Consider the following 18,517-nt stretch of genomic DNA (forward strand, 5'->3'; position numbering starts at 1 on the left):
TTGGTTAATTCATCGGCTGATTGCACGCAATTTCTCCAGAGGGCTCGGGTTCCAGTGAGCAATGGCCCAGTCAAGCAGTTCGGTTGTTTCGGCATGTTTAAGTTCGTCCGGGGGCGCTTGTTTTAATAAGGTCAACAGCTCAAATATCAGCTTGTTCGGTGTTTTTAAATCGACTGCCTGCGCCAGGGTTTGCTTGCTGAGCTTGTAGCCCTGGGTATCGATGATAATCGGCACGTGCATGTATTGCGGTGTAGCGAGCCCCAGTTGCTGCTGAAGATAGATTTGTTTGGGCGTCGAATCGAGCAGATCAAAACCGCGCAAGACATGATTGATTTGCTGCCTGTGGTCATCGATCACAACAGCGAACTGATAAGCTATGATGCCGTCTTTTCTTTTCAGGATAAAATCGCCGTGCTGTTCAGCCAGGCTCTGCGCGATGAAGCCTTGCAGACCATCCTGAAATGAAATGATGCGATTGTCGGTTTTGATGCGGAATGCATGGGCGGTATGCGGCGGGGGAGGCTTGTCCCGGCAGATGCCCGGATAAATATCGGACTGAGCCTGCTCCGGATGTGTTTCAGTGAGCATTTTGCGGCTGCATGTACAGGCATAAATAAGCCGGTTTTCTGTCAATTCATGCAGCGCGTCTTCGTAAACGTCGAGATTATGGCTCTGAAAGTAAACACTATCGTCCCAATGCAGGCCGAAAATATCCAGCGTTTTCAGGATGTGATCGATTGAACCCTTGGCGTTTCGCGGCGTATCGAGGTCGTCGATGCGCAGCAGCCACTTGCCTTGCTGCGATCGGGCTTGAAGAAAACCGGCCAGGGCCGTATATAAGGATCCGAAATGGAGTGGGCCGGTAGGCGAAGGTGCAAACCGGCCGATATAAGGTTGTTTGTCCTGAGACAGATCTACCCCATTTGTTTTTCCCGAATTTCATCGAGAGTTTTGCAGTCTATGCACAAGGTGGCAGTCGGTCTGGCTTCCAGGCGGCGTACGCCGATCTCGATGCCGCATGATTCGCAATAGCCATAATCACCCGATTCAATTTCTTTCAGGGCTTCTTCAATTTTCTTGATCAGCTTGCGTTCACGGTCACGAGTTCTTAATTCCAGACTGAATTCCGACTCCTGAGTCGCCCGGTCGTTAGGATCAGGGAAATTAGCGGCGTCATCCTGCATGTGGTGCACAGTACGGTCAACTTCCTGCATTAATTCAGCTTTCCAGTTTCTTAGAATGGTCTCAAAATGCTTTAGTTGAGCCTCGCTCATATATTCTTCGCCTTCTTTTTCTTTATAAGGCGTAAAACTGAAAGGTGATGCGTCAGTTTTAGAACTATCGGTCATCCTTTAACTCCTAAGACAAGATAAATAAAACTGAGCATTTTTATCAGAATCATAATAAGATGGCAAGAATTATTGGTATCATTAAGAGTTTTTGGCGAGCGATAAGACATGAGCGGAAGACTGGCTAAGCGGACTCAGACTATTTCTCCATTCTACGTTATGGAATTGCTTCGACGCGCCAAGCAATTGGAAAGCGAGGGCAGGGATATTATCCATATGGAAATCGGCGAGCCCGATTTTGCTACGCCGCAGACCATTATTGATGCCGGTATCGAACATATTCAAACCGGCGAGATCAAATACACACCGGCTGCGGGCCTGCCCGAACTGCGTGAAAAAATAGCCGGCTTTTACCGGCAGCGCTACGGTGTGGCAGTAGCGCCGGAGCGCATTTTTGTAACGCCCGGCGCGTCCGGCGCCTTTTTGCTGGCGCTGGGCAGTAGTTTGAATCCAGGCGAAGAGCTGCTGATGGCGGACCCCTGTTATCCTTGCAACAGTAATTTTGTCAAAGTGTTCGAGGGCAGAACCCGGGCATTGCCCGTAGGTTCGAGCACCCGTTATCAGTTAACAGCGGAATTGATAAGAGAGAACTGGACGGAAGCGACTAAAGGAGCGCTGATTGCCTCGCCGTCCAATCCTACCGGCACGATTATCGACCCGGCGGTGCTGAATTCGGCCATTCAAGCGGTCAATCAGCTAGGCGGATGTTTTTATTCCGATGAGATTTACCACGGCCTGGTTTATGTCAAGAGTGCACCGACAGCGCTGGTGTTCAGCGACGACGTGTTTATCATTAACAGTTTTTCCAAATATTTCGGTATGACCGGCTGGCGAATTGGTTGGTTGATTGTGCCCGATGAGTTTATTGAAGCCACCGAGAGGCTGGCGCAGAATATTTTCATTTCCACGCCCACGCATTCTCAATATGCGGCTTTAGCCGCTTTTGATGAGCGTACGCTTGATGAGCTTGAATTCAGGCGGGCAGAGTTTGCCGCCCGGCGCGATTTTCTCTATGACACCCTGTTGCGGTTAGGCTTTGATATTCCGATCAAGCCGGAAGGCGCCTTTTATATTTACGCCAATTGTGCAAAATTTACCGATGACAGCTATCAATTCGCACTGGATTTTTTAGAGGCTGAAGGCGTAGCGATCACGCCGGGCAAGGATTTTGGCGACTATGACTCAAATCATTACATCCGTTTTGCCTATACGACTTCCATAGATAGAATGGCTGTTGCCATGCACCGTTTAGAAAGATTCATTAATAGATAGAAGGTAATCATGTCTGTAAAACAAATTTCAGCGATTGAATTGAAAAATAAGATCCAAAATGGCGAGTCTCTGTTTTTGCTGGATGTCAGAGAGCCGCATGAGTTTCAGTACGCGCATATCGAAAAGAGTGTATCGATTCCGCTGAATCAAATTCCATACAGACTTGATGAACTGGACCGGCAGCAGGATATAGTCGTGATTTGCCACCACGGCATGCGAAGCCAACAGGCCGCCGACTATCTGGCAAATTACGGCTTTGAAAAGGTTTCAAACCTGAGAGGCGGCATCGATGCCTGGTCTTGCGAATGCGATAATTCGGTGCCGCGCTACTAATCTATTCCTACACAATACAGGCTGAACGGCTCGACGGTCACTTGCTCGCCGGCTTCCACACCCGTGCAGTCGGCCGGCAAAATAATATAGCAATTAGCACGACTGAATGAGCCGAGCAGGTGTGAGCCCTGCTTTCCCGATGAGGCTACAAGCAATTCGCCGGCATCGCTTTGGGTCAGTATGCCGCGCTGAAACTCTTGCCGTCCCGCCGCTTTTTTCAGCGGGCTTGTGCAAACGGCCGTCAATCGTAGAGGTTTGGTAAACGGTTCGCCGGCCAGTTGTTTTAACGCGGGCTTGACCAGTTGGTCAAAGGTGGCAATGACGGCAACCGGATTGCCGGGCAATCCGAAGAAATAACAATTGCCGATTTTGCCGAATGCCAGCGGTTTTCCGGGCTTCATGGCAATCTTCCAGAAATTGACTTGGCCGCAGCTGGCCAGTACGTCCTTGACGAAATCGGCTTCGCCTACCGAAGCGCCGCCTGTCGTGATGATGACATCGTAATTCTTGGCCGCTTCAACAAGGTTTTCTTCCAGTTTGTCGCGGTCATCGGCAATCACGCCTTTATCGGCTATGCTGTAGCCTGGATCAGCCAGCAGGCCGCTCAAAATATAGCGATTGCTGTCATATATTTTCCCGGATTGCAGCGCCTGGCCTAAGGCCGTCAGTTCATCGCCGGTAGAGAAAAAAGCAATGTTCAATCGACGCTTGACGGTAATCTCGCAAACGCCGGCAGAGGCCAGCAATCCTAAATCCGCGGCAGTCAATTTTTTAGGTGAAGCAATCAGACAGGCGCCTTGCCGGATATCTTCTCCGATTTCGCGGACATTCTGATAGGGCCGTGCCTGTGCCGGAAAATGTATGGTTTGTCCGTCGGCGCGCACCCGCTCCTGCATGATGACAGTATCGGCCTGTTCAGGCAATACCGCGCCGGTAAAGATTCGGATGCATTCGCCCGGTTGCAGTTGTCCCTGAAACGGTCTTCCGGCCCAGGAGGTGTCTGCTAAATGCAGAGAAAAAGGCTGATTCGGCGCTATGTCACTAGCGGCCAAGGCATAGCCATCCATCGCGGCGTTTCTTTCATGAGGTATATTGATGGGCGAGTAAACCGGTTGCGTCAGGGTGCGTCCCAAGGCGTTTTTTAAAGCCACCTTTTCAGAGCCAGCGGCAGGCAGCAAGGCTGCTCTGATTCTGGCGAGTGCTTCCGGCAGTGATAACAGCGGGTTTGTATCCTGACTGCATAAGTCAATCATAATTTCCTCTCATGAATTGATTCAGAATGAATGCCGCAATCATTTCAGGTTGATTGATATCGAGCTGAACCAGCTTCGGGGGCATTTCCAAGGCGCAATCCGAGGCGATCGCCATGATGTGCGGATCGTCAGGATAAAGCAATGGTTTGTTGAGCGAAGCGCGGTGCAATTCTATCTTCGGAAATGGCTCGGTTCTAAAGCCTTCAACCAGAATCAGGTCCAGTTCAGACTGATCAAGCACCTTTAGCTGATCGTCCAGCCTAGGCTCTTTTTCGGGTGTGATCTCGGTAATAACGGCACGCCGGGATTTCGATATCAGCATGACAGGCGAAGCCCCCGCTGCCCGCAAGCGGAAGCTGTCTTTGCCCGGCTTGTCGATTTCAAAATCATGATGGCTGTGTTTGATTAAACCTACGCGCAGGCCATTGGATTTCAGAATCGGGATTAATTGCGACAGTAAAGTTGTTTTGCCGGTGCCGCTGAAAGCGGCAAAACCCAGGACTGGAATTTTGGCATTCTGCATGGAATCAAATATTAAGGCTGTTATCGTGAGATGACTTATTCTAAGGTATTATTCATAAGGCCACTAAGAAAAAGCGGTTTGAAAACGGATATTGATCCCGGAGACAACATTGATTCGAATTTATCTGGCTTTATTGCTAATCATTATTTCATTTTTCGTCCTGCGCAGGTTTTTAAAAACGCCGCCGGCTCAGATGGTCCGCTATATCAAAGCTCTCGGCCTCGGGTTCGTCGGTATGATTTTAATTTATTTAGGCGCGACCGGGCGCTTGAACTGGCTTTTTGCCCTGGTCGGCATTGTTGTTGCCTCTTTGTTCAGATTAATACCGGTCTTGTTGCATTATGCGCCTCAACTGCACCGATTATGGACTGAGTTTAATTCCGCCAAGCAGGGGGCATCATCGTATCAGCGTGCATCAGGTTCTTCGGGAAAAATGACGGCTGAAGAGGCCTACGAAGTGCTGGGGTTGAAAATAGGCGCATCGAAACAGGAAATCATTGAAGCTCACCGCAAATTGATGCAGAAAATACACCCTGACCGCGGCGGGTCAGATTATCTGGCCGCGAAAATAAATTTGGCAAAGAAGATATTGCTGGCCAGATAGCTCATGCGCTCTCGTTATGCCCGGCCTGTTTTTATTGTAAGGCTGATGCTGGTGTTTCTATTAAGTGCCTGTGCAGAACATGAAAATTCTGAACCGGTTAAATCTTATGACATTGATTCCTCTGAAAATCAGACCAAACCCTCAGAAAACAAGATCGAGGCGGAAGATAATACCAAACGCATTACTGCCGGAACAAAATACTATGTGATAGAAAGAGGCGATACCCTATATTCTATTGGTTTGCGCTCGGGGCATGGCTACCAACGCCTGTCTCAATGGAATCGCCTGTCGCCGCCTTACGTTTTGGCGATTGGCCGGAAACTGAAATTATTCAATTCAGATCAAGGATATAGCGCAGTGGCTGCGATGAATCCTATTAAAAAAAACGGACGTAAGCCGCAAAAAAAGCTGATTTTTTCAGACACTAACAAAATAGTGGCAAAGTTAAACTGGCAGTGGCCGATAGAGGGAAAGATAATAAAAAACTTTACTCAATCGAATAACAAAGGAATTGATATTAGAGGAAAAGCAGGACAGGCCGTCAGCGCTGCTGAAGCAGGAAAAGTGGCGTATAGCGGAAAAGGCTTGATTGGCTATGATAATTTGCTGATTATCAAACACAATGAAAGGTATTTGAGTGCTTATGCCAATAATAACCGTTTGCTGGTTTCGGAAGGACAAATCATAAAAAAAGGCCAAGTTATTGGCTATGTTGGAAAAACCGGACCTGGGCAAGCTTCGCTGCATTTTGAAATAAGAAAAAATGGAAAATCGGTAAATCCATTAAATTATTTACCCAAAAATCATCGCCAGTCTGCTCAAGCGTCTATAAGCAAATAATAATTTTTAAGCTTAGTTTAATCAGCGTGTGTATACGGCCAAATTTTCTGAGACTAATTCGGGCAGCGCATTCGGCCTGCTTGCGCTCCGGGCATGGCTATCAACGTCTGGCCCAGTGGAATCAATTGCCGCTGGCTTACGCTTTGGCGGCTGTCCGGAAACAGAAGTTATTCAATTCAGATCAAGGATATAGTGCAGCGGCTGCGATGAGCCCTATCAAAAAAAACGGACGTAGTTCACAAATAAAGCTATTTTTTTCAGACAATAAAAAAATAGTGTTAAAGTAAACTAGCAGTGATTGATAAAGGAAAACACTAATAAAACTTTACTCAATCGAATAACAAAGGAATTGAGATTAGAGGAAAAATCGACAGGCCGTCAGCGCTGCTGGAGCAGGAAAAATTGCGTATAGCGGAAAAGGTTTGATTGGTTATGATAATTTACTGATTATCAAACACAATAAATGTATTTAAGTGCTTATGCCAATAATAACCGTTTGCTGGTTTCGGAAGGACAAACCATAAAAAAAGGCCAAGTTATTGGCTATGTTGGAAAAACCGGACCCGGGCAAACTTCGCTGCATTTTGAAATAAGAAATAATGGAAAAAACATATCCATTAAATTATTTACCAAAAATAATGGTGTTTCGGCTCAGGTCGATTAGCCAGAGGGGGGGTGTATGCAGGAAGAAATGTGTGAAGTATTGGACGACGATATTTGTGTAGCGTTTGACGACGAACTTGATGCAGATTCCGTGTTGGGTGAAGTGATGGAGGTTGACGAGGCAATTTCCATGGAAGCTCATAATGATAATAGCTTCGATGCGACGCGGTTCTATTTGAACGAGTTGGGCAAGTCACAATTACTGACCGCGGATCAGGAAAAATTCTACGGCAAGAAAGCGTTGCGGGGCGATGAAGCAGCCCGCAATATCATGATCGAAAGCAATTTGCGCCTCGTCGTCAAAATTTCCCGCCGTTATTTGAACAGAGGGTTGCCGTTGCTGGATTTAATAGAAGAAGGCAATCTGGGACTGATACGCGCCGTCGAAAAATTCGATCCTGATAAAGGATTCAGATTTTCAACGTATGCCACTTGGTGGATCAGGCAGACAATAGAGCGGGCTATCATGAACCAGACCCGCACGATCCGATTGCCGATTCATATCGTAAAAGAAATGAATGTTTACCTCAAAGCCCAGCATCATTTGGCTCAGTTGATGGATCATGAGCCCAGCGCCGAGGATATCGCTGAGTATCTCGATAAACCGGTCAGCGTGGTGAAAAAAATGCTCAAGCTCAATGAGCGGGTCACGTCAGTGGATATACCCGGCGGTAAGGATTTTGATAAACCTTTGGTAGAAACGATTTCAGATGCCGAGGCTATGTCGCCGACCGAAAAATTGCAGGAAGACGGCATTAAAAAGAATATTGCCAATTGGGTGTTTCAACTGTCTGAAAAGCAACGTGAAGTAATTTGCCGCCGCTATGGGTTATGCGGTTATGAAAATGCAACGCTTGAACAGGTCGCTCAAGAGTTGGGTGTAACAAGGGAGCGTGTTAGACAAATTCAGATGGACTCATTAAAAAGATTGAAAGAAATACTGGAATTAAACGGTTATTCTTTTGAGGCGATTTTTTGATTAACTGAACTGATGTTGCGCGCATGGCGGATTCTGTTCGCTGCGCCGAGCGTTGCGGCGCTTAGTCAAGCGCAATCAATATGCATATAGATACGGATTAACTTGTGCCACAGGGGATATTCGCATTGCATGATGGCAATACTGCCATGTTATAAAGCACGGCAGTCGTTTGGTCGAATTCTTCGACCAAACGACTGGGTAGCATCAGTTAACTGAATTTTTTTTGCAATGGCCAGTCCCGGTAATTAAAGACCTGCCCTTGTCGCCGGACTGCCTCGCAAGCGCTGAGAGAGATTTCAGCCATGACCCATTGCGCCTTGTTGAGCTCGCCGATAGCCAGAATGCCATTGTCAGGAAAACCGCGGTCCACAGGCGTATAAACGGCCGCCGCACCGATATTGACGTCAACCGCTTCGGACCAGGGCGCTTCGCCTACCGTCGGAGATTGCACAACATAGCACTGGTTTTCCAGAGCCCTTGCCTGGCAGCCTATTTTGACCCGGTGATAGCCGGCGAGCGTGTCTGTGCAGCTGGGTACCAAAATCAGGTTGGCTCCGGCTTCAACCTGTTTTCGCGCCAGCATCGGAAATTCGCTGTCGTAGCAGACATTGATTGCGATTCTTCCATATTCGGTATCGAAACACTTCAATTCCTCACCGCTATTGATCAGCCATTGCTCATTCTCAAAGCGGGTCATGATCAGCTTATCCTGGTAATCGATCCGGCCATCAGGCATGAACAGATAGGCCCGGTTGCGATAAACATTGGGCTCGATTTCAACCGGGAATGTGCCGGACTGGATATAGCAGCCGTATTTTTGCGCCAGTGTCCGAAACAGGCCGGTATAGTCATCCAATAGGGATTGCATGGACGCCAGCTGCTTGCTGAGCGATGAATAAATTTCCTTTGGAAATAGCGATGCCAGTTCCATGCTGCCATACTCAGGGAAAAGCAGAATCTTCGCGTCCTGCTCGGCCGCTTCGCCGACCCAGCGCTCAATTTTGGCTTGATAATTCTGCCAGTTCTCCAGGAAGCTGATGTCGTATTGGGCGGTAGCGATCTTAACTTTCATGTTTCAGCCAGAATGTCATCGGTTTAGGGGTTTCTTCAGCATCGTCCAGATCTTTCCAGCTGTAAGTTGTCGATAATTCGGGATGCTTGAAATAGCCGCGTTTGTTCCAGAACTTATCGAGCGGCACATAATCGGCCGGACGGCGGGGGTGGTCGGCTGGCCGTTCCACGCAGCAAAAGCAGATATGCTTAAAGCCGCCTAGTTCCCGGGCATGAGCCTCTCTTTCCTCAAAAAAACGCACGCCGATGCCGAGGCCGCGATAATCCTTGTTCAGTACTGATTCGCTGCAATAAAAAATTTCGTCCAGGTTGTAGCCGTGCTCAATAAACGGTTTTTTTAGTTCATCCGTTTCATATTTCATCGGGATGGCGGTCGATGCACCGACTACCTTATCGCCGTCGAATGCCATAACGATGACGCTCTCCGGGCAATTGATATAAGTCTGCAGGTACTTTTCTTCATACTCGTAAGTACCGTCATACAAATAAGGGAAATCATGGAACACTTCAATTCTTAAACGGGCCAACTCTGGAATATACCGTTCCAGGGCTTTGCCGCTACATCTTTCAATGCGAATGTTTTTGGACATGGGATATAAACGTAGACAAAAAATTACAATTTTATCCGAACTTGTGAGCGGATGCGTAGCTTATAAAACAAAAATATAGCCATGGCTGCGCCGGCGGTATCGGCAATCCAGTCAGCGACATCAGACGTCCGGCCCTCGACAAAAGATTGATGCCATTCATCGGATATGCCATATACACTGCAAAAGGAAACAGCGAGTATAGCGAGTATAATAGGATGCTCGATCCAGTGCCTGAAGCTGCGCCAGGCCAGTAGCGCCATAATGGAAAAGATTCCGGCATGGTGGAGCTTATCCTGATGGGGAAACCACTCGGGGCCTTTCAATGAAGGTTGATCGGAAAGCCAGTAAATAAACAGGCAATAGGCTAATAGAAAAGTGAAATCCAAAATTTTATTCATTCTTTTACTGTCACTTTGATTAATGAAAAATATATTTGAGTTTGCCGAAGCATGCTTGCATCGGACTGATATTGACGAAAAGTTAGCGCTTACGCATCAGGCTTGGCAATTATTGCAATCGCAACGTTTAAGCCTTGATTCCGACCGGCCGGTATTGCCGATTGTTAATGTAAAGTTTCCTGACCGGCCGCAGTTATTGGCGCCGCGCCATATGCCGCAACGGAAATTGACCAACCCTGGCGGCGTCATCGCTTTTTTTCATGCGATTGCGCATGTTGAATTTGTCGCTATTTACCTGGCCTGGGACATACTTTATCGTTTTCGCGGCTTGCCTGACCAATTTTATCAGGATTGGCTGCGCGTTGCTGACGAAGAAGCGCAACATTTCGCATTGATTCGGGCTCATCTCCAGAGCATGCACACCGATTATGGCGATTTGCCAGCCCACAGCGGTCTGTGGGAACATGCCACGGATACAGCCGATAATATACTGGCCAGGCTGGCCATGGTGCCGCGCTGCATGGAGGCTCGCGGCCTGGATGTGACGCCGGCCATCATTGAAAAATTCAAGAAACTGGGCGATGACACCAGCGTAGCACTTCTGACCCGGATTTTAACCGATGAAGTCGGGCATGTGGAGCTGGGTTCCTACTGGTTTAAGTTTGTCTGCCGGCAGCAAGGCTACGAACCCGAAGCGAAATATCGTGAATTAATCAGGGAATACTACAAAGGCGGCAAACCAAAAGGCCCATTTAACCGAGAAATGCGTATAATTGCAGGTTTCTCGAATGCTGAACTGGACTGGTTGGAAAATTGATCAACATGAAATCATCTACTATTTTTGATTATCCTCTGTTTGCCTTGGGATTCAGGGCGTTCTTCGGGTTGGCCGGCTTGTCGGCGCTGATTCTGATCGTGCTCTGGAACGCTATTTTCAAGGGTGATTTGACGCTGAGTAATTACTTTGCCAATACCTATTGGCATGCGCATGAAATGCTGCTCGGGTATTCCGTCGCCGTGATTGCAGGCTTTTTATTGACGGCGGTTAGAAATTGGACCGGCCGGCCTACATTAACCGGCGATCAATTGGCCGGTTTGTGTCTGTTATGGTTATACGGGCGCATCGTGCCATTCTATGCCGGGCTCCTGCCGGATGCATTGATTGCCTTGATCGATTTCTCCTTCCTGCCGGCTCTGGCTTACCAGATCAGCAAACCGATCATACAGGTCCGCCAATACAGAAACCTGATTTTTATCGGGCTTTTGCTCCTGCTGGCCTTAGGCAATGGTCTGATACATGCCGAGATTCTCGGTATTCAGGAAAACAGCGCATGGCCGGGCATTCAGGTGGTTGTTGCGACTATCATTCTCATGATTCTGGTCATTGCCGGGCGCGTTTTTCCTTTTTTTACGGAGCGCGGCTTGCCGGGTGCGCGAGTGGTGAGAAATCCCATCATGGATGGTCTGTCGCTTGCGGCGGCGGCACTGGTATTCGGCTTGCAGCTGTTCAATATTTCGGGCATTGTCCTGGCGCTGATAGCGGTTCTGGCCGTTGCCGTTAACATTATCAGGGTGGCGGGCTGGTACGTGCAGCGTATCTGGTACGTACCGTTACTGTGGGTGCTCTATATCGGCTACGGCTGGGTCATTCTAGGCTTTGCACTGACGGCGTTTTCCGCTTATGAGCTAGTGGCGCCGACTTTGGCCTTGCACGCTTTTACGGTTGGCGGCATTGGCGTGCTAACGCTGGGCATGATGGCCCGCGTATCATTAGGCCATACCGGCAGGGCACTTCGGGTTTCCAATGCCATGGCGATCGGATTTGCGCTGATCAATCTGGCGGCCTTGTTCAGGGTTTTATTGCCGATCGCGCTGCCGGACTGGTACGGCGTGCTCGTATATGTGTCGACGCTATCCTGGCTGGCGGCGTTTTCGCTGTTTGTGTTTGTTTATGCGCCGATATTGACTACGGCCCGGATCGACGGTCAGGAAGGTTGATTGAAGATACCGGCTGAATTCAGCATTCAGCCGGTGAATAGCCGCTTACACGCCGTAATGCGATTCGATGTAACGCTGTACTATTTCCTGAAATTCTTCGGCAATCCGGTCGCCTTTCAGGGTGACTGTCTTTACGCCGTCTTCATAAACAGGCGCGACCGGTGATTCGCCGGTGCCGGGCAAACTGATGCCGATATTGGCGTTTTTGCTTTCACCTGGACCATTGACCACACAACCCATCACCGCCACTTCCATGGTTTCAACGCCCGGGTATTGGCTGCGCCAGACCGGCATGCTTTCACGCAGATAGGTTTGAATTTCCAACGCCAGCTTCTGGAAATAATCGCTGGTGGTGCGGCCGCAGCCTGGGCAGGAGATAACCATCGGCGTAAACGAGCGAAAACCCATCGTTTGCAGGATTTCCTGGGCAACAATGACTTCCTGGGTTCTTGCCGAACCGGGCTCGGGCGTCAGGGAAATGCGGATGGTATCGCCGATGCCTTGCTGCATCAGCACCGATAGCGCGGCGGATGAAGACACGATGCCTTTCGAGCCCATGCCGGCTTCGGTCAGGCCCAGATGCAGGGCGTAATCGCAACGTCTGGACAGTTCCTCATAAATACTGATCAATTCCTGCACATTACTGATTTTACAGGACAGCACGATTTTGTTTTTAGCCAGGCCGATTTCTTCGGCCTTGGCCGCGCTTTCAAGGGCCGAAACAATAATCGCTTCGCGGGTGATGGCCGACAGTTCTTCAGGATTGGCCTTGTTTCTGTTTTCTTCCAACAGGCGAGTCAACACCGATTGATCGAGACTGCCGCCGTTGACGCCGATACGGACCGGTTTGTCGTAGCGGCAGGCGAACTCGATCATTTGCTGGAATTGCGGATCGCGGCTTTTCCCGCGGCCGACGTTGCCCGGATTGATGCGGTATTTGCTCAAGGCTTCAGCGCAGTCCGGATATTTTTCCAGCAATTTATGCCCATTGAAGTGAAAATCCCCAATAATAGGCGTATCGCAGCCTTTCTGATCCAATTGATTGCGGATTTCAGCGACGGCTTTAGCCGCTTCTTCCGAATTAACCGTAATACGGACAAGTTCAGAACCCGCCTTGGACAGCTCGATAATCTGATTAACGGTTGCGGAAGCATCGGCCGTATCAGTATTGGTCATCGATTGAACCACGATAGGCGCGCCGCCGCCGACTTTAACATTGCCGATTAAAACTTGCTGAGTAATTTTTCTAGGGCTAATTGACATATAAAATCTTTATGGAAAAGGTTACGGTTATCTGAAAGAATAACCGGAAATTATACTCTCATACAGGACATTGAGCAGATTAAATCGTGAGGATCAATTATTTTTCTGATGTACATTTGGAATTCGGGGCACTGGAAGCGTCGGCCAATGATGCCGATATTATTATTGCCGCAGGTGATATCGGAGTTTGCACACAAGGTCTGGAATGGCTGAAATCCCTGGATAAACCCGTTGTTTATGTAGCGGGTAATCATGAGTTTTACTACCACGACTATCAGGAAACGCTGCAAAAGCTTAGAGAACAGTGCCAAGGCAGCAATGTGCGGTTTCTTGAGAACAGCGAGTTTTTATTTCAGGATGTTCGTTTTTTAGGCTGCACGATGTGGACCGATCTGTTTATTGAAGGTGATGAAAAAGCCGATACCTTATGCAGAACGCTGAATGATTTCAAGAAAATCAGATTGGCAGGAAGATCATTCGACAGCGCTGATTTTACCCAATTGCATCGAATTTCGAAGGAATGGCTGGAGCAGGAACTAGCGCAGCCATTTCCAGGCAAGACCATTGTAGTTACGCATCATGCGCCGTCCCAATGGAGCTGGTATGAATCGCCGAATGCCCTTAGAAAGTTAGCCTATTGCAATGACTTTGACTTACAGCCCTTGTTCTATGAATACGAGATCGACGCCTGGTTTCACGGCCATGTACACAGTTCGTCCGATTACCGGATAGCCGGCACCCGAATATTATGCAACCCCAGGGGGTATGCCGGCAAAAAAACAGTACCGGGCTTTGAACTGAACAGAACCGTGGTTATCTAACACGGCTTTACAATGCCTTACTGCTTCTAATATTCATCATAAAGAATTATATCTATAGAGAACGACACCGATGATAGTGACGCCTGAAATTATTGGCTATATAGCTGCAACATTGACGACAGCCTCATTTTTACCGCAGGCCATATTGACTATAAAAACCAGAGATACGGAAGCGCTGTCTTTGAGCATGTACAGTATATTCACATTGGGCGTGCTGTGCTGGCTTGTCTATGGCGTTTATATTTCCGATAAGGCCATTATATTCGCCAATGCGATAACGCTGGTGCTGGCAGCCTCGATATTATCCTTCAAGGTATACAATACAGTCTGCAAAAAAAGTTAGGCCTTCATCTCTGTTACGAATGCTTGCGGCCGGCCTGAGCCGCACTCTGATCATTGATAAAATTCAAAACAGGGCACATAACGTATAATAGCTTTATTTGCCTTGATTGTACTGGATGTCCACCCTCGATCTTATTAAACAACTCACTTCCCGATTACCTCAATGCCTGAGCCAAGACCGGCACGGATTCAAGCGGCAACTGGACAGGTTGCGCAGTGACTGTCAGAAAGGCAAAGATCCGATCGAACCCTTCAATGCGCTGAGAAACCGTATTGAAAGATCGATAGCCCTGCGCAATAAACGTCTGGCCAGTATTCCTGCGATTAATTTTCCCGATTTGCCGGTTACGGGCAAGAAAGAGGACATCGCCGAGCTGGTTAAAGCCAATCAGGTCGTGATCGTCTGCGGCGAGACCGGGTCGGGCAAGACTACGCAATTGCCGAAGATTTGCCTGTCAATCGGGCGCGGCGCTTCGGGATTTATCGGCCACACGCAGCCTCGGCGAATCGCAGCGCGCACTGTGGCCGACCGGATAGCCGAAGAACTGGGCGAGCCGATAGGCAAATCAGTCGGCTACAAAGTCCGTTTCAATGACAAGACCCATGCTGAGTCGCTGGTCAAGCTCATGACCGACGGTATTTTGCTGGCCGAATCGCAAAACGATCCCTACCTGACTCAATACGATACGATCATCATCGACGAAGCGCACGAGCGCAGCCTGAATATCGATTTCCTGTTGGGCTACATGAAATGGCTGCTGCCCAAGCGCCCCGACTTGAAGCTGATCATCACCTCGGCCACGATCGATCCGCAGCGGTTTGCCAATCATTTCAACGATGCGCCGATCATCGAGGTATCGGGGCGCACCTATCCGGTCGAATTGCGCTACCGCCCGATAGAGCAACGGGACGAAGAGGACGATGAAACCAGCGATGATCTGCAGCAGGCCATCCTCGATGCTGTCGATGAACTGCAGCGCGATATCCGCGGCGATATCCTGATCTTCCTGAGCGGCGAACGCGAAATCCGCGAAACGGCCGACTCATTGAAAAAGCATCATCCGACCCAGTATGAAATCCTGCCGCTGTATTCGAAACTCAGCGTCAGTGAACAGGAGCGCGTGTTCAAGCCCAAAGGCGGCAAAATCCGCATCGTGCTGGCGACCAACGTCGCCGAAACGTCGTTGACCGTGCCGGGCATACGCTGCGTGATCGATACGGGCCATGCGCGCATCAGCCGCTATAGCCACCGCAGCAAAATCCAGCGCCTGCCGATTGAAAAAGTATCGCAGGCTAGCGCCAACCAGCGCGCCGGACGCTGTGGCCGTGTCGCCGAGGGCATCTGTATCCGGCTGTATTCGAAGGACGACTATCTGGCCCGGCCTCTATTTACCGAGCCGGAGATCATGCGCACGAACCTGTCATCGGTCATTCTGCAGATGACGTCGCTGAACCTGGGCGATATCGAGAAATTCCCGTTTGTCGAGCCGCCCGAAGACAAGATGATACGCGACGGCAAAAATGCGCTGCATGAAGTCAACGCGCTCGACAAGCAGGGCAAGCTGACCGAGATCGGCAAACAGCTGGCCAAATTCCCGACCGACCCGAAACTGGCGCGCATGCTGATAGCGGCCGAAAAGCAGCATTGTCTGACCGAGGTGGCGATTATCGTGTCGGCCCTGAGCATTCAGGACCCGCGCGAAAAGCCGGCCGATAAAATGCATCAGGCCGAGGCCAAGCATGCGGCCTTCCGTAAAGAGGATTCCGATTTTCTGACGATCCTGAATATCTGGAATACTTTCGAAGAGCAGAAGAAGCATCTGTCCAACAACAAGCTGCGCAAATACTGCACCGAGAATTTTCTGTCCTATATCCGTATGCGCGAATGGTACGACATCCATGCGCAGATCATGCAGGTGATCAAAGGCGAACTGAAAATGAAGCCGAATATGGTCGAGGCCAGCTATGAAGAAATTCACCGCGCCTTGCTGCCGGGGCTGCTGTCGAACATCGGCTTCCGGCATGAGCAATACGAGTACCTGGGCGCCAGAGGCCTCAAATTCTTCATTTTCCCCGGCTCGGGCCTGCATAAAGCCAGACCGAAGTGGATCATGGCCGCCGAGCAGGTCGAAACCAGCAAAGTCTACGCGCGCAATGTCGCCAAGATTGAGCCGGAATGGATAGAGCAGTGTGCCGAGCATCTGATCAAGCGCAGCTATTACGATCCGCACTGGGAAAAGAAAGCCGGCCGTAGCGCCGTCTATGAACGCACTTTGCTGTTCGGCCTGACCTTGCAGGCCGGTCGCAAAGTACCTTATGAACGCGTTGATCCCAAGGCTGCGCGCGAGATATTTATCCGTTCGGCGCTGGTCGAACAGGATTACCATACCAATGCGCCGTTTTTTATCGCCAACCAGAAGCTGCTCGAAGAAGTCGGCTATATCCAGCACAAGGGCCGCCGCGTCGATCTGGTTGAAGATGAAGAATGGCTTTATCAGTTCTACGACAAGAAACTGCCGGCCGATATCGTCAGCGGTATTGCGCTCGATCAATGGCGCAAAACCGCCGAACGGGAAAGTCCTAAAATCCTGTTTCTGACCAAGGAAGATCTGACCCGTGGGCAGGACAGCCAAGTCAGCGAATGGGATTTTCCCGACAGCAAGAAAGTAGGCAATCTGGCGATCGCGCTGCAATACCGCTTTGAGCCGGGCCATGATGAAGACGGCGTCACGGCCGTCATTCCCGTGCATCAGTTGAATCAGGTTTCGCAGGTGCCGTTCGACTGGCTGGTGCCGGGCATGCTGGAAGAAAAACTGGTCGCATTGATCAAATCGCTGCCTAAAAACCTGAGAAAACATTTCGTGCCGGTGCCGGAAACCGTCAAGCAATGTCTTGAAATCGAGCCCGACTTTAAAGGCTCGCTTTATGAATGGCTGAGTAATCGGCTCAGAAAATTGACGGGTGAAGCGATACCGCTCAATGCCTGGAATCCGGAGGCACTGCCTGAGCACCTGAAAATGAATTTCAGAGTCATCGACGATGAGGACAAACTGCTGGACTACGGCCGTGACCTGAAAAAGCTGCAAGGCAAATATACCCAAACGGCCGGGGAAAGTTTTGACCAGCTGGCCGCCGACGAATTGAATTATACCGGCTGCATACAATGGGCATTCGATGATCTGCCCGAAACCTGGCAGTTCATGCAGAAAGGACAGGCATTTGTCGGCTATCCGGCCATTGTCGATGAAGGCGATGCCGTCGGTGTGCGCATTTTCGATACCGAGCAAAAAGCTGCGCGCCAGCACCAGGCGGGGCTCATGCGCCTGTTCCAGCTCTATCTGCGCAAGGAATGCACATATGTCGTCAAAAACCTGCCCAAGTCGGCGGCTGCGGAATTAACTTATAACCAGTTGCCCAAGCATCCGATTATAGAGACTGACGCAGCGGCTTCCTATAAAGACGATATGCTCTATTTGATCCTGTACACGGTGTTTGTCGAAGGCAAAACGATACGCACACAGCAGGCTTTCGAGCAAAGTTTAAAGCAGCATAAAGGCGAGCTGGTCGGGTTTGCCAATGAGGCGGGCAGGATCGTCCTGGAGGTCATGGAACTGCATGGCGCCGTCAAAGCGCAGCTTAAACGCTTCAATGTCAACGATCCGATGGTTCAGGACATCAATGAGCAACTCAAGTTTATGATCTACGCGGGTTTTGTCCGCCACACGCCGTTCCAGCAGCTTAAAGCCATGCCGCGTTATTTAAGGGCGATTCTCTACCGTATCGATAAGCTCGATAACAGCATGCAGAAAATGCAGGAAATAAACCGGTACTGGACGCGCTACTGGAAAGACGTTGAGAAGAAGACTAAAAAAGAGTCCGTAATTCCCGAGCAGGATAATTACCGCTGGATGCTGGAAGAATTCCGGGTTTCGCTGTTTGCACAGCAACTTAAAACGGCTTATCCGGTTTCGGCAAAACGCATGGAAAAAGCCTGGGATGAAAGAGGATAAAGACCGGATGTTTTCGGAAAGTATTGACCCAATATCAGTTGCCCACAGCCTAAATCAATAACTTAGCGCATATTTATCCGGCTTGAATCAGGCTTAAAGCTAGAGTTTAACTTATTGATAATTAATGAATAAATGGATTGGTTCGTTTTTGTACAATTTAACAAAACTGTAATAAAAACGGTAATTAAGCGATGAATAAAACAATCAA

Annotated in this window: 19 protein-coding genes; 11 read left to right on the forward strand and 8 right to left on the reverse strand. The window is 49.3% G+C overall.

What is annotated here, in order from left to right; all coding sequences use genetic code 11:
- Window positions 1-9: 9 nt before the first annotated feature.
- Both gluQRS and dksA read right to left on the reverse strand, forming a co-directional pair.
- A complete protein-coding gene (gene gluQRS / locus V2P20_RS14735) occupies window positions 10-912 on the reverse strand; it encodes a tRNA glutamyl-Q(34) synthetase GluQRS (protein ID WP_331819687.1) in 903 nt (300 codons plus the stop codon).
- A gap of 2 nt (window positions 913-914) precedes the next feature.
- Window positions 915-1,349, reverse strand: coding sequence for an RNA polymerase-binding protein DksA (gene dksA / locus V2P20_RS14740; RefSeq protein WP_194968365.1), 435 nt, complete (start codon window positions 1,347-1,349; stop codon window positions 915-917).
- Between the two features lie 108 nt (window positions 1,350-1,457).
- On the opposite strand from dksA, the gene V2P20_RS14745 reads away from it, so the two are divergent.
- A complete protein-coding gene (locus tag V2P20_RS14745; RefSeq protein WP_331819594.1) occupies window positions 1,458-2,621 on the forward strand; it encodes a pyridoxal phosphate-dependent aminotransferase in 1,164 nt (387 codons plus the stop codon).
- A gap of 9 nt (window positions 2,622-2,630) precedes the next feature.
- On the forward strand, window positions 2,631-2,954 hold the full coding sequence (locus V2P20_RS14750; RefSeq protein ID WP_331819596.1) for a rhodanese-like domain-containing protein: 324 nt from the start codon (window positions 2,631-2,633) through the stop codon (window positions 2,952-2,954).
- Here the strand turns inward: V2P20_RS14750 and glp are convergent.
- Entirely contained in the window at window positions 2,951-4,207 is a 1,257-nt protein-coding gene (gene glp, locus V2P20_RS14755) for a gephyrin-like molybdotransferase Glp (RefSeq protein ID WP_331819597.1), read from the reverse strand. The two genes, V2P20_RS14750 and glp, sit on opposite strands and share 4 nt — an antisense overlap.
- Window positions 4,200-4,730 (reverse strand): molybdopterin-guanine dinucleotide biosynthesis protein B, encoded by a 531-nt coding sequence (mobB, locus tag V2P20_RS14760; protein WP_331819599.1) that lies wholly within the window; start codon window positions 4,728-4,730, stop codon window positions 4,200-4,202. Before mobB ends, glp begins: the two co-directional genes overlap by 8 nt.
- A gap of 109 nt (window positions 4,731-4,839) precedes the next feature.
- Here mobB and V2P20_RS14765 point away from each other — a divergent pair, with 109 nt between their 5' ends.
- The 4 genes from V2P20_RS14765 to rpoS all read left to right on the forward strand — a co-directional run bounded on the left by V2P20_RS14765 (window position 4,840) and on the right by rpoS (window position 7,816).
- Window positions 4,840-5,334 (forward strand): DnaJ domain-containing protein, encoded by a 495-nt coding sequence (locus V2P20_RS14765; protein ID WP_331819601.1) that lies wholly within the window; start codon window positions 4,840-4,842, stop codon window positions 5,332-5,334.
- Window positions 5,335-5,337: 3 nt separating this feature from the next.
- Window positions 5,338-6,174, forward strand: coding sequence for a peptidoglycan DD-metalloendopeptidase family protein (locus V2P20_RS14770; RefSeq protein WP_331819603.1), 837 nt, complete (start codon window positions 5,338-5,340; stop codon window positions 6,172-6,174).
- 463 nt (window positions 6,175-6,637) lie between these two features.
- Entirely contained in the window at window positions 6,638-6,838 is a 201-nt protein-coding gene (locus V2P20_RS14775) for a M23 family metallopeptidase (protein WP_331819605.1), read from the forward strand.
- Window positions 6,839-6,853: 15 nt separating this feature from the next.
- Window positions 6,854-7,816 carry an RNA polymerase sigma factor RpoS gene (gene rpoS, locus V2P20_RS14780; RefSeq protein ID WP_331819607.1) on the forward strand — a complete coding sequence of 321 codons (963 nt, stop codon included), beginning with the start codon at window positions 6,854-6,856 and terminating at the stop codon, window positions 7,814-7,816.
- A gap of 208 nt (window positions 7,817-8,024) precedes the next feature.
- Here the strand turns inward: rpoS and V2P20_RS14785 are convergent, their stop codons facing one another.
- The 3 genes from V2P20_RS14785 to V2P20_RS14795 are packed head-to-tail and all read right to left on the reverse strand — an operon-like array spanning window position 8,025 to window position 9,875.
- Window positions 8,025-8,888 carry a carbon-nitrogen hydrolase family protein gene (locus V2P20_RS14785; RefSeq protein WP_331819609.1) on the reverse strand — a complete coding sequence of 288 codons (864 nt, stop codon included), beginning with the start codon at window positions 8,886-8,888 and terminating at the stop codon, window positions 8,025-8,027.
- A complete protein-coding gene (locus V2P20_RS14790; RefSeq protein WP_331819611.1) occupies window positions 8,878-9,477 on the reverse strand; it encodes a GNAT family N-acetyltransferase in 600 nt (199 codons plus the stop codon). The genes V2P20_RS14785 and V2P20_RS14790 overlap by 11 nt, the downstream gene beginning before the upstream one ends.
- Before the next feature lie 23 nt (window positions 9,478-9,500).
- Complete coding sequence (locus V2P20_RS14795; protein ID WP_331819613.1) at window positions 9,501-9,875, reverse strand: VanZ family protein; 375 nt, start codon at window positions 9,873-9,875, stop codon at window positions 9,501-9,503.
- 22 nt (window positions 9,876-9,897) lie between these two features.
- On the opposite strand from V2P20_RS14795, the gene V2P20_RS14800 reads away from it, so the two are divergent.
- Together V2P20_RS14800 and V2P20_RS14805 are read left to right on the forward strand one after the other, a co-directional pair.
- Window positions 9,898-10,692, forward strand: coding sequence for a ferritin-like domain-containing protein (locus V2P20_RS14800; protein ID WP_331819615.1), 795 nt, complete (start codon window positions 9,898-9,900; stop codon window positions 10,690-10,692).
- Between the two features lie 5 nt (window positions 10,693-10,697).
- Complete coding sequence (locus V2P20_RS14805; RefSeq protein ID WP_331819617.1) at window positions 10,698-11,873, forward strand: NnrS family protein; 1,176 nt, start codon at window positions 10,698-10,700, stop codon at window positions 11,871-11,873.
- A 45-nt stretch (window positions 11,874-11,918) separates the two neighbouring features.
- Here V2P20_RS14805 and ispG read toward each other — a convergent pair whose 3' ends face one another.
- Window positions 11,919-13,136: a flavodoxin-dependent (E)-4-hydroxy-3-methylbut-2-enyl-diphosphate synthase gene (gene ispG / locus V2P20_RS14810; protein ID WP_331819619.1), complete on the reverse strand. Its 1,218-nt coding sequence runs from the start codon at window positions 13,134-13,136 to the stop codon at window positions 11,919-11,921.
- 86 nt (window positions 13,137-13,222) lie between these two features.
- Between ispG and V2P20_RS14815 the strand changes: the two genes are divergently transcribed.
- From V2P20_RS14815 to hrpA, 3 genes are all read left to right on the forward strand, one after another.
- Entirely contained in the window at window positions 13,223-13,957 is a 735-nt protein-coding gene (locus V2P20_RS14815) for a metallophosphoesterase (RefSeq protein WP_331819621.1), read from the forward strand.
- A 70-nt stretch (window positions 13,958-14,027) separates the two neighbouring features.
- Complete coding sequence (locus V2P20_RS14820; RefSeq protein ID WP_194968349.1) at window positions 14,028-14,300, forward strand: SemiSWEET transporter; 273 nt, start codon at window positions 14,028-14,030, stop codon at window positions 14,298-14,300.
- A gap of 115 nt (window positions 14,301-14,415) precedes the next feature.
- On the forward strand, window positions 14,416-18,309 hold the full coding sequence (gene hrpA / locus V2P20_RS14825; RefSeq protein WP_331819623.1) for an ATP-dependent RNA helicase HrpA: 3,894 nt from the start codon (window positions 14,416-14,418) through the stop codon (window positions 18,307-18,309).
- Window positions 18,310-18,517: the final 208 nt, after the last annotated feature.

This window comes from Methylobacter sp. Wu1 (genome assembly GCF_036553575.1).
In the GTDB taxonomy this organism is placed as follows: domain Bacteria; phylum Pseudomonadota; class Gammaproteobacteria; order Methylococcales; family Methylomonadaceae; genus Methylobacter.